Here is a 14,307-nt window from a genome sequence, read left to right as displayed (position 1 = left end):
TGTATGACCCTGTTCGTCGGGACGTCGGGGTGGCAGTACAGGGACTGGCGGGGCGCCCTCTACCCCACCGACGTGCCCATGCGACTGTGGCTGGAGGAGTACGCGGAGTACTTCGCCACAGTGGAGATCAACAACGCGTTCTACCGGTTGCCGACGCGGGAGAACTTCGAGGCCTGGCGCGACCGGGTGCCGGGTGACTTCGTGGTCGCGGTGAAGGCGAGCCGCTATCTGACCCACATCAAGCGCCTCAAGGATCCCGAGGAGCCGGTCCACCGTCTGATGTCCCACGCGGCGGGCCTGGGCGACCGCCTGGGACCGGTCCTCCTCCAACTCCCGCCGACCCTGCGCGCCGACCCCGACCTCCTCGACGCCTGCCTGGCCCGCTTCCCGTCCGGGACGCGGATCGCGGTCGAGCCCCGCCACGAGTCCTGGTGGGTGTCCGGTACCCGCAAGGTGCTGGAGTCCCGGGGTGCCGCCCTGTGCTGGGCCGATGTCCGGGCCCGCCCGGTGACTCCCCTGTGGCGCACCACGGACTGGGGCTACGTCCGCTTCCACGAGGGCCGCGCCCACCCCTGGCCCCGCTACGGCCGACGCTCCCTGGAGACCTGGGTCGACCGCATCGCGACCACCTGGTCCGACGCCGAGGACACGTACGCGTACTTCAACAACGACCCCGGCGGGGCAGCGGTGGAGGACGCGGGGGTCTTCGGGAGGGCGGCGACGCGAGCGGGCCTTGCGGTGACGCGCACGCCGGGTTTCGCCGCACGCCGCTGACTACTCGCCGTAAGCCGCCCGCAGGGCGTCCCGCACGGCCGCCAACGCGTCGGTCTCCGGGAGTCCGAGCCTGCGAGCCCGCTCCACGTACGCCTGCGCGGCCGACGCCAGCTCCCGCTCCGCGGCCGAGCCGGCGGCGGCGGCCACGAACGTGCCGTTGCGGCCCCGCGTCTCGATCACCCCGTCGCTCTCCAGCGCCCGGTACGCCTTGGCGACGGTGTTGGCCGCCAGCCCCAGCGACTCCGCCAGCCCTCGCACGGTCGGCAGCCGGTACCCGACCGGCAGCACCCCCGACCGCGCCTGCTCGGAGATCTGCGCCCGCACCTGCTCGTAGGGCGCCGCACTGTCGTCGATGTGGATCTTCAAGGTCACAGGGCCGATTGTCCCGTAACCCCTCGGAAAATGAGAGGCACCCCGGCGCCGGTCCCCGTAGCGTGCGCCGTGATGACTGTAATCGTGCGCCCCCTGCGTCCCGAGGTACGAGCCGACGTCGAGGGCTTCTCCCGCGTCCGCCATCTCGCCCTCCCCTTCTTCGTGGTGACCCCGGACTCCATCACCTACGACGTCACCCACATGCACCCCGACGCCCACTACCGGCCGCTCGTCGCCGAGGAGGACGGCGAGGTGATCGGCACGGCACAGGTCGGGCTGGTGCACGACAGCCCGGATCCCGGCCAGGGCTACGTCAACGTGTACGTCGACCCGGCGCGCACCCGCCGCGGCGCGGGCACGCTGCTGGTCCGCACCGCCGAGGAGTACCTGGCCGAGCGAGGGGCGACCAGGCTGTTCGCATGGATCCTCGACGCACCGGGCAACCGCGCCTTCGCCGAACGGCACGGCTACCGCGAGGGCCGCTCGGCGCACTTCCTCCGCCTGGACCTGGCGAACGGCACGCTGCCCGCGCTCCAGGCCCCGCCCCCGGGCGTCGAGCTGCGCACGGCGGCCGACTTCGCGGACGATCCCCGCCCGCTTTTCGAGCTGGACGCGGAGACGGCGTCGGACGAACCGAGCGACGTCGCCTACGAGTTCACGGACTACGAGGCCTGGCTGGAGGAGACCTGGAACCACCCGCTCCTCAGCCACGAGCTGACCTCCGTCGCCGTCGTCGACGGCCGTCCCGCCGCCTTCAGCCTGGCCCGTACCGACGGCGGCACCCGGTACACCTCCGGCATGACCGGCACCGCCCGCGCCTTCCGCGGCCGCGGCCTGGCCAAGCTGGCCAAGAACGACTCCCTGCACCGCGCCCGTGCCGCCGGTCTCACGGAGGCGTTCACGGGCAACGACACCGGCAACGGCCCGATGCTCGCCATCAACAAGTGGTTCGGGTACGAGATCTGCGCGACGGAGGTCCGCCATGTCCGCGAACTCGGCTGACCAGGGTCGCCTTGTGGACGTGGTCCTCGTCAAGTCCGGCCGTACCAAGATCCGTTACGCGGCGGAACTGCTCACCGACGACGGCACCCGTATCGCCGTCCGAGCCCCCTGGTCCGGCGACGGCGTCCGTGACTTCGGGTTCGTCCGCTTCGAGCCGGGCGACGTCTTCACCGAGTACTACTGGCGTGACCGCTGGTACGCCGTGAAGGAGGTCCGCGACGCCGCGGGCGCCCTCAAGGGCTGGTACTGCGACATCACCCGCCCGGCCACGCTGTCCGGCGCCGAGCTGGTCGTCGAGGACCTCGACCTGGACCTGTGGCGCTCCGCCGACGGCACGGACGTACGGCGCCTGGACGAGGACGAGTTCACCGAGAGCGGCCTGGCGGAGGCGGATCCCGAAGCGGCCGCGGCGGCGGTGGCGGCCCTGGACGAGCTGGAGGCGTACGCGCTCGTGGCGGGCGGCCTGGAGTCACTGCTGGCCTAGATCCTCGCCACCACGGCGTACCGCTCGTCGTCCACGGACTTCCCCCACAGCAGCTCGTCGTCCGACAGCCGCTCCACGCGCACGTGCCCGGCGATCGGGGCGAGGAGGCCGGTGAGCCGGTCCGCCGGTATGCCGACGGTGCTGACCGTCCCCCACACGCCCTCGACCAGCACCAGCCGCCCGCCGGGTCGCAGCAGCCCCGCCCAGTGCCGCAGCACGCGCGCGGGGTCGGGCAACGTCCACAGCACATGCCGTACGAGCACGACGTCGAACCGCTCCTCCCCCACCGGCGGCGCCGCCGCGTCACCGACGAGGAACACCGCGTCACGCCCGGCGAGCTTGGCGCGGGCGAGGTCCACCATCGCCGGGGACAGATCCACTCCGGTGACCCGGTGCCCCTGCTCGGCCGCGAGGAGCGACAGGCTGCCGGTGCCGCAGCCGAGGTCGAGTACGTCGGAGGCGCGCTCGGGCAGCCAGGAGCGCAGCCGGGAGGCCCAGGCCCCGCGCACCTCGGGGTCGCGCAGGCCGTGGTCCGGTTCGTCGTCGAAGGAGGCGGCCGCCGTGTCCCAGTCCGTGCGCGCCCCGGTGACGGCGCGTTCACCGTTCGTCATGTCGGTCATGGGACCAAGAGTGACACCCGCCACTGACAGTCGAATGGTGACAGCCGCCACTGACAGGACCAGCGGCGATGAGCAACTCTCCCCGCAAGGGTCTACCTCCATATGAACGAGGAACTCGGTGGACCCTGAAGGAGGCAGCCATGCGCCGTATGCAGAAGCCCCTGAAGAGGAAGTCGGATACCCGTCGGGTCCGTGAGGAGGCCGACGAGCGCCCCTCGGGACGACCCGAGGTCCGCAAGGACATCGCCCGGACCTGGTGGCCGGACGGCTGAGACGCCCTGCCGGTCGCAGTAGACACAGACGAAAGACACAGACGCGTCAGGCAAGCCGCTTGCGGTAGTGGATGCGGTCGTACGGGCCGTCCACGCGACGCTCGACGACCTCGTAGCCGTACTTCGGGTAGATCTTCTGGTTCTCCCACATCAGCGCGTTCGTGTAGAGCCTGACCTCGGCCAGGCCCAGCGCACGAGCGCGTGCGTCCACGAAACGCAGCAGCCGTCGCCCTACGCCCTGCCCCTGGGCGTCGGGGTGGACGGCGATGTTGTCGACGTACAGATGGTCCTCGTACGCCTCGACCACGACGAGCCCGACCACGCGCCCCGTGCCGGGTTCCTCCGTGACGAACACCTTTCCCTCGGCCACGTACGCCGCGTGGTCCCTCTCCATGGGCTGCGGCACTGTGCCGATCCGCTCGATGTAGTGGTGGTAGGCGGCATCGGTGACGGCTTTGACGGCCGGTACGTCGGCGGTGACGGCGGGCCGGATCCCCTCATCGGTCATGCCAGGAACCGTACCTACCTGATCTCCGCCTGAGCACTCCCTTAAGGCGACCCTAAAGATCGCCTGGAACCCCCTGCGACAGGCGAATTCACGGTTTCTTGGATCCGGCACTCATCAGTTCCGGTTCCGAGGAGATCCCCCATGCCCGCATGCCGCAAGGCCGCCACCGTCGCCGCCCTCGGCCTGACCCCGCTGGCCCTGACCGCCCTCGCCACCGCCCCCGCGTCGGCGCACGGTTCGATGGGCGACCCGGTCAGCCGTGTGTCGCAGTGCTACGCGGAGGGCCCGGAGAGCCCCGGGTCCGACGCGTGCAGGGCGGCGGTCGCGGCGGGCGGCACCCAGGCCCTCTACGACTGGAACGGCATACGCATCGGCAACGCGGCAGGCCGGCACCAGGAGCTGATCCCGGACGGCAAGCTGTGCAGCGCCAACAGCGAGGAGTTCAAGGGCCTCGACCTGGCCCGCGCCGACTGGCCGGCGACGAGCGTGAGCAGTGGGTCGTACACCTTCAAGTACCGCGTGACCGCCCCGCACAAGGGCACCTTCAAGGTCTACGTCACCAAGCCGGGCTACGACCCGACGAAGCCGCTGGCCTGGTCCGACCTGGACCTGGCGAACCCGGTGGCGACGGCCACCGACCCGGCGGCGTCGGGCGGCTTCTACACGTTCTCCGGCACCCTGCCCGAGCGCTCCGGCAAGCAGCTGCTGTACGCGGTCTGGCAGCGCTCGGACAGCCCGGAGGCGTTCTACTCCTGCTCGGACGTGACCTTCGGCGGCGGCGACGAGGGCAATGGTGACTCCGACGGCGGTGGCAGCGGGGGCGAGGCCACTGCGGCCCCGAGCGCTTCCGCGCCCTCGGAGGAGCAGATCGAGGACGGTGCCGACCAGTCGACGGTCGAGCACAACGGCCACGGCGACCAGGACGCCAGTACGTCGGCGGAGCCGGCCGCGGCGGCCGAGGAGGAGCCGTCCACCGCACCGGCCAACCGGCCGAAGGCCGCCGGTGCCACCGAGAACCTCGCCGAGACCGGCGGGGACGGCAGCACGGCGTATCTCGCGATGGGCGGTGCGGCGACCCTGGCTCTCGGTTCGGCGGTCCTGTTCGCGTCGGTGCGCAGGCGGGCGGCGGCCGGTGGCGGCCGGCACGGCCGCTGAGCCGAGGCTCGACCGCCCCGGTACTCCGGGGCCTGACCGGCGGCTCAGGTCGGTCAGGCCCCGGCGGTGTGTTCCGTGCCTACCGCTCTCAACCGATCGCCGACGCGCAGGTGGTGGGAGTGGCGCGGGCCGGGTCGAGCGCGTTGGCCACCTCGTGGAAGGCGATCCGGTCGGTCAGGCCGACGAGCGCGTGCTCGGACAGGTCGACCGCGCACAGGTCCTGGATCAGGACGTTCTTCACGTCGGGCCCGTTCAGGAACTGAGTCCGATACGGCGTGACCACCTCGTCGTACTTGGTGGCGATGACCGTGTAGCGGACGCCGGGGACGGTGTCGCCGCCGGCGTTGAGCTTGGTCATGAACTCGGAGCCGACGACCTGCTGGGCGAGGGCGGGGGTGGCGGTGGAGAGCAGGTCCTCGGCGCCGGGGAAGTACGGCAGCAGGTTGGCCAGCCCGGACAGCGTGGTGCCGTGGTTGTTGGGCGCGATGCCGACCAGGGCGTTCACCTTGGCGGCGCCGCCGAGGAACTTGACGTAGTAGCGGGGCATCATGCCGCCCTGCGAGTGGCCGACGAGGTCGGCCTCGGCGGCGCCGGTCGCGGCGAGCACCTTGTCGACGTAGGCGGAGAGTTGCTCCGCCGACTTGTCGATGGGGCCGAGGGCATGGAAGAACGGCACGCCCGGCAGCTGACCGTAGTCGAGGGAGAAGACGCAGTAGCCCCGATGCTTCAGGTAGGGGGCGAGTGCCAGCCAGTTGTCGACGGAGTTCGCGAAGGTGCCGTGCACGAGGACGACGGGGCGGGGATGGGCGGCGGACGGTTTGCAGGAGTAGTCGTTCCAGCCGCTGCTCGAGGTCGCCGTCGCCTCGGCCGCCCTGGCGGTGGTGGCGGGGACGACGGCGACCGCGGCGGTCAGCAGCAGCGCGGCCAGGGGTCTGAGCGCTCGTTTCCAGGGCAGCATCGTGTGATCTCCTTGCGGCTCAAGGGAGGTGCGACGGCCTTACGCCCTGTGATCCGGATCACGAGGATGCTGTTCACTCGTCAAGTTACGGGTGAGTAGGTGAAGTGTGAAGTTACGCGTCAGTAAAAACTTCCAGTGATAGTCGGTGACGGCCGGAGACAGGTCACCGCCACTGACGAACCATCACCAGGCGGGCCTGATGGGCCCATTGGGTGCGATACGCACCAACTGCGCGAGCAGCGCCCGCACTTCCCTCTCCCCCAGCACATCGCCCCACGCCCGCACGGCATCCGCAGCCGCTTCCTCCGCCGCACGGGTACAGGCCCATCCCCGCCCGGTCAGCACGACCAACCGGGCACGCGCGTCCCCGGGATGGGGCCGCCGCTCGGCGTACCCCCTGCGCACGATCTCGTCGACGAGCTGACTCGCCGCCTGCTTGGTCACGCCGAGATGGACGGCGAGGTCGGTGACCGTCGCACCGCCAGGGGCGAGTCGCGCGAACGCGAACCCGTGCACGGGCCGCACCCCTTCGAAGCCCCGGGCGACCACGCCGTCGTGAATGCGTTGGGTGAGCTCACCGGCGACGGCGAGCAGGGCGGCGGACAGGGCCATGGCTTCGGAGTTCTGCACGCAGGCATTGAAACACCCTTGACGAATTGGTCAAGCTGCTTGACCATCGAGGGAGCACATAGTCAAGCAGCTTGACCATTCCCGGCCGACAAGCGATCACCAGGAGGCACCGATGCCCGTAGTCCGCGCGTCCGAAGCCGTCACCCACGAAATCCACGGCGCCCGCTTCGTCTCGTACGCCACCCCCGGCACCGGCAGCAAGGAGCTCTGCGCCTGGCGCGGCGAGATCCCGGCCGGGACCAAGGCTCCCGCGCACACCGTCAGCCGCGAGGAGATCCTCCATCTGCTCGACGGCGAGCTGCTGGTCACGCTGGACGGCCGCACCGAGGAGATCCGCTCAGGCGACACTCTGATCATCAACCCCGGCGCGACCCTGACCGTCGAGAACCCGGCCGACCGGACCGCCGTCACCTGGGTCACCACGTCCATAGGCCTGACGGCGGAGCTGGCCGACGGCACGCGCATCACGCCGCCGTGGGCCAACTGAGCCCTGCGCGGCGAGCAGGTCGAACGCGGGCCGGTACGGGGCCCGCTCGACGGGGCCGAGACCCTCGGCGCGCAGGGCGAGGGCGCGGACGCGGGCGGGCCGGAGGTCGAGGGCGTCGTACATGGCGTACGCCGCACCGGTCAGCGCCGCCGAGTGGGCCGTCGGTGCCGTCAGGGTATGGCTGTGGGCCGTCGAGGCGCTGTCGGTGCGGCGGACGGTGAGGGTCAGGGTGCGGCAGACCTTGTCCAGGGCGCGCAGCCGGGCGCCCAGTTCCTCGGCGGCCGAGAGCAGGGCGCGGCGATGCCGCTCGGGGTCCGACTCGTCGCGGGCGAGGGGGCGTTCGGTGACCAGCGAGCGCGATACGGCGTTCGGGACGACCCGGCCCCGGTCGATCCCGCTCGCCTTCTCGCGCAGCTCACGCCCGGCCCTCGCGCCGACCAGGCGCTGGAGCACGGAAAGGGGCGCGGCGGCGACCAGGCCGAGGGTGTCCATGCCGTACTCGCACAGCGTGCGGGCGGTCGCGGCGCCCACGCCGGGCAGTGCGTCGACGGGCTTCCCGGCGAGGAACTCCGCGACGGCGTCCGGCTGCTCGGGCACGGTACACGTCACCCCGGGCCGCGCGTTCCGCAGCGCAACGCGGGCCAGCGTCGGCCCCGGCCCGGCGCCGATCGCGCAGTCGACCCCGTGGTGGGCGAGGGCCCGCACCCGGATCGCCGACGCCAGCTCGACCGCGCCGCGCCCGAAGTACCGCTCGGCGCACCGCAGATCGGCCAGCGCCCCGTCCGGCGGCAGCGCCTCCACGACCGGCGTGAAATCCTCGAGTAACCCGAGCAGCCCCGGCAGGACCGCCGCCTCGTCCGTCGGCGGCAGCTGGAAACGTATGCAGAGGATGGTCATCCCGCACTCCCGGGCTCTGGTGCCACGACTTCCACAACTTCCGTACCTGTGAAGGCACTTGACCCGCGGTCGCGGATCGGCCCACGGGTTCGGTTCGTATCCCGCGGGCATTTGGATTCACCCGACCTCGCACGCGGCGTCGATGGACGGCGTTCCCGGCGCACGTGATCAGTCCGCCAGCGTCGCGGGCCGTACGGCCTGCGGCCCGAAGCGTCGGCGGGCGCGGTCCGCGGCGACTTCGGCCGCGCGGGCCCGGGCATCGGCGGGATCCAGGGAGAGCTGCCAGTAGGCGCTCTCGGCCGGCAGCAGGCCGTCGGCGCGGATCGCGTAGGCGCGGACCCTCGCCCGCTGCAGGCCGAGGCCGGCCAGCAGTCCCAGGGCGGTCGCGGCGAGGGCGGGTGAGTGGTCGGTGGGTTCCGGCAGCGCACGCGTGCGCGTGCTGGAGCTTCGGTCGGCGTACCGCACCGTCAGACTGAGCCGGCTCGCGATCTGCCTTTCCCCGCGCAGACGTTGGCCCAGCTGTTCGGCAAGTCCCAGCACCGCGCGGTGGTGCCCTGCGGGGTCGAGGCAGTCCCGCTCCAGCACCAGGTCGGCGGTCAGGTGCTCGGCCGGTTCCGCGGGGGTGACCGGGCGGGGGTCGTGGCCACGGGCGCGTTCGGCCAGCAGCCGTGCCTGGCCGGCGCCGAGGAGCCGTTGCAGGGTCGCCGAGGGCAGGTCGCCGAGCTGGCCGATGGTGTGCAGGCCGTATCTGCCGAGCGTCGACGCCGTGGCGCGGCCGATGCCGGGCAGCGCGGTGACCGGGCGGGGGTGGAGCCAGTCGGCGGCCCGCTCGGCGGGAACCCAGGTGGTCTCACCCGGCGCGGAGGCGTCGGCCGCCATCGCCGCCAGCATCCGGTTGTTCGCGAGGCCGGCGCTGCAGTCGATGCCGTAGAGGAGCTTCAGTCTCATCATCGTCGTCTGGACCATGTCGTAGGGAGAGAGGTCGAAGTACCTGAGCGCCGAAGTCAGGTCGAGCTGGACGGCGTCGGGCGGGACGGCCTGCACATGAGGCGTGACACCGCACATCAGTTCGATTATGTCACCGTACTGATCCTCGGTCAGCGCGGCATGCAGATGGAGATGGGCAATGTGCCGCTGCCGCGCACTCATCCCACTCATACCTCTCGTTCCGCCCATTCCACTCATCTCACTCACACCTCTTGTCCCGCTCATCCCGCACTCCCGGAGCTTCGGTGGCCGAACTTCTTCAGGTCGGCGGAACGCGTGCCGGCGGGCTGGAGATCGGCGTACGGGTGCAGCCGGGCGCCCGCGGTGCCGTCGGCCAGGGTGCGCTGCGGCTGGGCGGGGGTCGGGTGCGGGCGGCTCTCGCCGAGGAGGGCGAGCGCGGCCTCGGGACCGTTGTCCCGGCGGGCGGCGGCGATCTCGTCCAGGTCCCAGGCCATGGTGCCCACGACGGTACGACGGGTACCGCGCACCTGGACCGTGCCGCGCACCAGCAGCAGCCCGCTGTGGAAGACGGTGTGCGCGCAGGCCGGGTGGGAGTCCTCGAAGAAGGCCAGGTCGACCAGCCCGGACCCGTCCTCCAGCGTGACGAAGATGATCCGCTTGCCGCTCGCGATCGGCGGCGTCTGAGTCGATGCCCGCACCCCGGCCACGAGCACCTGCTGACCGGCACGCATTCCGGCCAGATGCGCCGCGTCGGTCGCGCCGATCTCGCGCAGCAGCCGGTGATGGTGCTCCATCAGATGCTTGGAGACATCGATGCCGAGGGTGCTCAGCTCGGCGCTCAGCGCCTCCCGCCCGGTCATCTCCGGCAGCCCGCTCGGCTCCGCCCCGCCGACCGCGCCCGCCACGATGGGCAGTTGGCCCTCGTGCGCGGACCGGTTCCGGGACTGGCGATGCAGCTCCGCGATCTGGAGCAACAGGTCACGCCGGGTGAGCCGGCCGTCGTGCAGACAGTTCAGGGCACCGATCTCCGCCAGACGCTCGGCGACCGGCCTGCTGGGACGGCCCCGCTGCCAGAAGTCCGACAGCGATCCGTACGGCTGGCTCTCCTCGATCCGCGCGCACTCGTCCTCACTGATGCCGTGCACCGCGGCCAACGCGAGCCGCACCCCCCACTGATCCCCGTCGGCCTTCTCCACGGTGTGCCGCACCCGGGAACGGTTGATGTCGACGGGCAGGACCTGTACGCCGCCCCGCCGGGCGTCGGCGACGAGCACACGCTTCGGCCACATCCCGGGATCGTGTTCGAGCAGACCCGCCAGCAGGAACGCCGGATAGTGCGCCTTGAGCCAGGCACTCTGCAGCGCCGGTACGGCGAAGGCGACCGCGTGAGCCCGGCAGAAGCCGTACGCCCCGAAGGCCTCGACGGTCTTCCAGACCTCGTCCCGCACGGCCGCGCTGTAGCCACGCGCGCGTGCCCGCTCGTGGAACCAGTCCCGGATCCTGGGCAGTTGCTCCTTCTCACCGAGGGCCCGCCGGGTGATCTCCGCGAAGGCCCGGTCGCAGCCGGTCATCACCGACAGCGTCTCGATGATCTGCTCGTGCCAGATCGTCACGCCGTAGGTGTCGGCGAGCACCGGCTCCAGATCCGGATGGGCGTACGCCGGTCTGCCGCCGTGGCGGGCCGCGATGTACCGCTCGGGCATGCCGCCGGCGACCGGCCCGGGCCGGAAGAGACTGATGTCGGCGATGACGTCCTGCACGTCGCGCGGCTGCAACCGGGACAGCAGATCCTGCTGACCGGGCGACTCCAGCTGGAACAGACCCAGGGTCTGGCTCTCCTGGATGAGCTTGAAGGCGAAGACGTCGTCGAGCGGCACCTGCTCGGGGTCGTCCAGGTCGATGCGATCGCCCGTGGTCCGTTCGATCTCGGCGACGGCATGGGCCATGGCGGACTGCATCCGCACCCCCAGCACATCGAGCTTGATGTTGCCCAGCGCCTCGATCTCCTCCTTCGCGGCCATGGCCATGGGGTAGTCGCCCTGCGGGGTGGGCTGCACCGGCAGCCGGTCCAGGAGGGTGGCGTCGCTGATGACCACGCCGCAGGGGTGCATGGCCATGCCGTGGACCAGGGAGTCGAGGCCCTCGGCGAGCTCCCACAGCGGCCCGTACCGGCCCGCCTCGCCCGCCAGCTGCCGCAGCTCGGGCAGCTCGGCGAGGGCGCCGGTGATGTCGGCGGCCCGCAGATGCGGGAAGCTCTTGGCGATCCGGTCGACCTCCGCGGGCGCGATCCCCAGCGCAAGGCCGGTGTCCCTCAGTGCCCGGCGCGCCCGGTAGGTCTCGGGCATCGCGGTGACCGCCACCCGCTCCTTCCCGAACCGTTCGAAGATCGTGTCGTAGCACTCCAGCCGACGAGCGGACTCCACGTCGATGTCGATGTCGGGCAACGACTCCCGGCGCTTGCTCAGGAACCGTTCGAACAGAAGACGGTGGTCGAGCGGGTTGGCGGTGGCGATGTCCAGGGCGTGACAGACCATCGATCCGGCGCCGGAGCCGCGGGCCGCGACCCGGATGCCCTTGGCCCGGATGTCGGCCACGACCTGGCCGATGGCGAGGAAGTACGCGTCGTAGTTCCAGTGGGAGATGACGGCGAGTTCCTCGTCCAGCCGGTCGAGCGCCGCCCGGTCACGGTCGAGGCCACGTCGGACCATGCCCTCTTCGCACCTCAGACGCAGCAGTCGGGCCGCACCACCCGCTCCCGGCCCGGCGCCGAAGAGTGACGGTTCCGGGAGGTGCGGTGTGCCGAGGCCGAGGTCCGCTCGGGGGTCGACGGTGCACGCCGCCGCCGTGTCCACGGTGTCCGCCATGAGGCGGCGGGCCCGGCGGACATCCGCTCCGGCGCACTCGGCGACCATCCGCGCGACGACCGCCATCCCCCGCTCGCCCTTGAGCCAGCGCTGGCCACTGTCCAGGTGACGCCGGTCGATGGGGCGCAGCAGCCGGGCGGCGTCCAGGACATCAGCGAGTCGATGCTGTCCGGGATCGGCGTAGCGGACGGCGTTGGAGAGCACCGCGGTGGTGCGGGTGCGATCGGCCAGGGCCAGCGTCCGGGCGGCCAGCCGAAGCGATCCCGCCCCCATGCCAAAACGTTTCTGCGCCACAGCCTCCAGCCGGACCCCCCTCCCGAAGACCTCCCGCCACGGCGCCAGCAGCTTCACCGCGACGTCCTCCCGCCCCACCGACAACGCCCGCACCGGCTCCGAGAGCGGCCCGAGCAACACCATCAGCCCCGGACCGCCGTACTCGCGCAGCGCCTCCCACGGCACCACCGGCGGCGTACCGGACAGAGCACCGACATGGGCGGCCGACGTGATGCGACACAGCCGCGCCCAGCCCGCCCGGTCCTGGGCGAGCAGCACGAACCGCAACGGCGGCTCGACGACATGCGCACCGCCACGCGCCGGAGTGCGGCGCCGCCGGGCGGGTGGCGGAGGCGCAAGAGCCTCCACCGCCAGATCGATCCCGAAGATCGGCCGGATCCCCTCCTTCGCACAGGCCTGCGCGAACCGCACAGCCCCGGTGACCGTGTCCCGGTCGGTGAGCGCGAGCGCGGCCATACCCCGCTCGGCCGCCCGCCGGGCGAGCTGCTCGGGATGGGAGGCCCCGTAGCGGGCGGAGTAACCGGACGCGACGTGCACGTGGGCGAAACCCGCCATGCCGCACCTCCATCACTCCACCCCTTTTTCGGCCATACGCCCGATATGTTCATCGTACTCGCGTTCGATTACTCTAACCCCATCAGCCCCGGTCAGCGACCAACATTCGAACACGTCATCGATTCCCCAAGAGGCGAACATCGATCAAAACAAGCCCCACCCCGCCAGCTCCCCAGCCGGCGAGAGCAGTTGAGGAAGTGCACGGAACAGAACATCCGCACGACATCCATTCGGCCGCCCCCCACCTGCACAACCCCCACAGGCCCCAGACCGTGGGGGCATGACGCAGACCACCGGCGCCGACACCCCCGGCAGCCCCTTCCTCGCCGAAGTGAAGGACGCAGTCACTCCACGAGCCACCCTGCTCGTGACCGGCGTGGTGATCCTCCATCTGCTCTTCATCGCCTCCTATGTGGGCGCACTCCACGACCCGAAGCCCAAGGACGTGCCCTTCGGGGTCGTGGCACCCCAGGTCGCCGCCCAGCAGACGGTGACCCGGCTCGAGAACCTCCCCGGCGACCCGCTGAACCCACGCGCACTGCCCGACGCGGCGACAGCCCGCGCACAGATCCTGAACCGCGACATCGACGGCGCCCTGCTGATCAACCCGAACGGCACCACCGACACCCTCCTGGTCGCCACCGGCGGCGGAAGGGTGCTGGCCACCACCCTGGAGAACCTCGTATCCGCTCTGGAGAAGTCCGAGGCACGCACCCTCCGCACCGTCGACGCGGCACCCGCCGACCAACAGGACGCCAACGGACTCTCGTCCTTCTACCTGACCGTCGGCTGGTGCGTGGGCGGCTACCTGTGCGCGTCGATCATGACGATCAGCTCCGGTGCCGGCCGCCCCACTCCCAGACGCTCGGTGATCCGGCTCATCGCCATGGCCCTGGTCGCGATCGTCGGCGGCCTCGGCGGCGCACTGATCGTGGGCCCCATCCTCAACGCCCTCCCCGGCAGCATCGCCGCCCTCTGGGGCCTCGGCGCCCTGATCATCTTCGCGGTGGGCGCGGCCACACTCGCCTTCCAGGCCATCTTCGGCATGGCCGGTATCGGCCTGGTCATCCTGATCATCGTCATCCTGGGCAACCCGAGCGCCGGCGGTGCCCTCCCACCCCCACTGCTCCCACCGTTCTGGAGAGACATCGGCCCAGCCCTGCCACCCGGCGCGGGAACATGGGCAACACGCTCGATCGCCTACTTCAACGGCAACGACATGACCGGCGCACTGCTGGTGCTGTCGGCGTGGGCGGCCGCGGGGATCGTAGTCACGCTTCTGGCGGCGACCCTGCGAGCGGGCGGCCGCACGACAAAGGTGCAGACGGCCACGTAAAGGCGCACCCCCACGGCGCGGCACCCGCGTACGACGGCAAGGGGACGCGTCGGGGGGTGTCCGCCCGCAGTGGCCGGCGTCAACACGCAGCACCTCCCGGCCTAAGGTGACCGCCGGTCCGAGGACGGACACCCCCCCCGGCACGGCCCCG

General features: G+C 71.4%; 14 protein-coding genes and 1 pseudogene. 7 read left to right on the top strand and 8 right to left on the bottom strand.

What is annotated here, in order from left to right; genetic code table 11:
• Nucleotides 1–3: 3 nt before the first annotated feature.
• Nucleotides 4–774, top strand: coding sequence for a DUF72 domain-containing protein (locus ABD932_RS07035; protein WP_345009730.1), 771 nt, complete (start codon nucleotides 4–6; stop codon nucleotides 772–774).
• On the opposite strand, the gene ABD932_RS07030 is transcribed toward ABD932_RS07035, so the two are convergent.
• The gene (locus ABD932_RS07030) at nucleotides 775–1,146 is read right to left on the bottom strand and encodes a GntR family transcriptional regulator (protein WP_345009729.1); all 372 of its coding nucleotides are present in this window, start codon (nucleotides 1,144–1,146) and stop codon (nucleotides 775–777) included.
• A 72-nt stretch (nucleotides 1,147–1,218) separates the two neighbouring features.
• Here ABD932_RS07030 and ABD932_RS07025 point away from each other — a divergent pair, with 72 nt between their 5' ends.
• Entirely contained in the window at nucleotides 1,219–2,148 is a 930-nt protein-coding gene (locus tag ABD932_RS07025; protein WP_345009728.1) for a GNAT family N-acetyltransferase, read from the top strand.
• On the top strand, nucleotides 2,129–2,632 hold the full coding sequence (locus tag ABD932_RS07020; protein WP_345009727.1) for a ribonuclease FAU-1 family protein: 504 nt from the start codon (nucleotides 2,129–2,131) through the stop codon (nucleotides 2,630–2,632). The genes ABD932_RS07025 and ABD932_RS07020 overlap by 20 nt, the downstream gene beginning before the upstream one ends.
• On the opposite strand, the gene ABD932_RS07015 is transcribed toward ABD932_RS07020, so the two are convergent.
• A complete protein-coding gene (locus ABD932_RS07015; protein WP_345010456.1) occupies nucleotides 2,629–3,243 on the bottom strand; it encodes a class I SAM-dependent methyltransferase in 615 nt (204 codons plus the stop codon). The genes ABD932_RS07020 and ABD932_RS07015 overlap by 4 nt on opposite strands.
• 149 nt (nucleotides 3,244–3,392) lie before the next feature.
• On the opposite strand from ABD932_RS07015, the gene ABD932_RS07010 reads away from it, so the two are divergent.
• Nucleotides 3,393–3,524, top strand: coding sequence for a hypothetical protein (locus ABD932_RS07010; RefSeq protein ID WP_126390660.1), 132 nt, complete (start codon nucleotides 3,393–3,395; stop codon nucleotides 3,522–3,524).
• A 46-nt stretch (nucleotides 3,525–3,570) separates the two neighbouring features.
• Here the strand turns inward: ABD932_RS07010 and ABD932_RS07005 are convergent, their stop codons facing one another.
• Entirely contained in the window at nucleotides 3,571–4,032 is a 462-nt protein-coding gene (locus ABD932_RS07005) for a GNAT family N-acetyltransferase (RefSeq protein ID WP_345009723.1), read from the bottom strand.
• A 141-nt stretch (nucleotides 4,033–4,173) separates the two neighbouring features.
• On the opposite strand from ABD932_RS07005, the gene ABD932_RS07000 reads away from it, so the two are divergent.
• Nucleotides 4,174–5,187, top strand: coding sequence for a lytic polysaccharide monooxygenase (locus ABD932_RS07000; protein ID WP_345009721.1), 1,014 nt, complete (start codon nucleotides 4,174–4,176; stop codon nucleotides 5,185–5,187).
• An 88-nt stretch (nucleotides 5,188–5,275) separates the two neighbouring features.
• Here the strand turns inward: ABD932_RS07000 and ABD932_RS06995 are convergent, their stop codons facing one another.
• Together ABD932_RS06995 and ABD932_RS06990 are read right to left on the bottom strand one after the other, a co-directional pair.
• Nucleotides 5,276–6,145, bottom strand: coding sequence for an esterase/lipase family protein (locus tag ABD932_RS06995; protein ID WP_345009719.1), 870 nt, complete (start codon nucleotides 6,143–6,145; stop codon nucleotides 5,276–5,278).
• A 183-nt stretch (nucleotides 6,146–6,328) separates the two neighbouring features.
• Complete coding sequence (locus tag ABD932_RS06990; protein WP_345009717.1) at nucleotides 6,329–6,775, bottom strand: MarR family winged helix-turn-helix transcriptional regulator; 447 nt, start codon at nucleotides 6,773–6,775, stop codon at nucleotides 6,329–6,331.
• 112 nt (nucleotides 6,776–6,887) lie between these two features.
• Here ABD932_RS06990 and ABD932_RS06985 point away from each other — a divergent pair, with 112 nt between their 5' ends.
• Entirely contained in the window at nucleotides 6,888–7,262 is a 375-nt protein-coding gene (locus ABD932_RS06985; protein ID WP_425587416.1) for a cupin domain-containing protein, read from the top strand.
• A gap of 18 nt (nucleotides 7,263–7,280) precedes the next feature.
• Here ABD932_RS06985 and ABD932_RS06980 read toward each other — a convergent pair.
• The 3 genes and pseudogenes from ABD932_RS06980 to ABD932_RS06970 all read right to left on the bottom strand — a co-directional run.
• Nucleotides 7,281–8,159 (bottom strand): annotated as a pseudogene (locus ABD932_RS06980) (DNA polymerase Y family protein); the annotation flags it as partial.
• Nucleotides 8,160–8,327: 168 nt separating this feature from the next.
• The gene (locus tag ABD932_RS06975) at nucleotides 8,328–9,308 is read right to left on the bottom strand and encodes a DNA polymerase Y family protein (protein ID WP_425587415.1); all 981 of its coding nucleotides are present in this window, start codon (nucleotides 9,306–9,308) and stop codon (nucleotides 8,328–8,330) included.
• A gap of 59 nt (nucleotides 9,309–9,367) precedes the next feature.
• On the bottom strand, nucleotides 9,368–12,820 hold the full coding sequence (locus ABD932_RS06970) for a DNA polymerase III subunit alpha (protein ID WP_345009711.1): 3,453 nt from the start codon (nucleotides 12,818–12,820) through the stop codon (nucleotides 9,368–9,370).
• A gap of 280 nt (nucleotides 12,821–13,100) precedes the next feature.
• Between ABD932_RS06970 and ABD932_RS06965 the strand changes: the two genes are divergently transcribed.
• Nucleotides 13,101–14,156 carry a DUF3533 domain-containing protein gene (locus ABD932_RS06965; RefSeq protein ID WP_345009709.1) on the top strand — a complete coding sequence of 352 codons (1,056 nt, stop codon included), beginning with the start codon at nucleotides 13,101–13,103 and terminating at the stop codon, nucleotides 14,154–14,156.
• Nucleotides 14,157–14,307: the final 151 nt, after the last annotated feature.

The organism is Streptomyces shaanxiensis, assembly GCF_039537145.1.
Classification (GTDB): Bacteria; Actinomycetota; Actinomycetes; order Streptomycetales; family Streptomycetaceae; genus Streptomyces; species Streptomyces shaanxiensis.
Note: the sequence above shows the minus strand (reverse complement) of the source record. Positions and strands in the feature narration are given on the sequence as shown.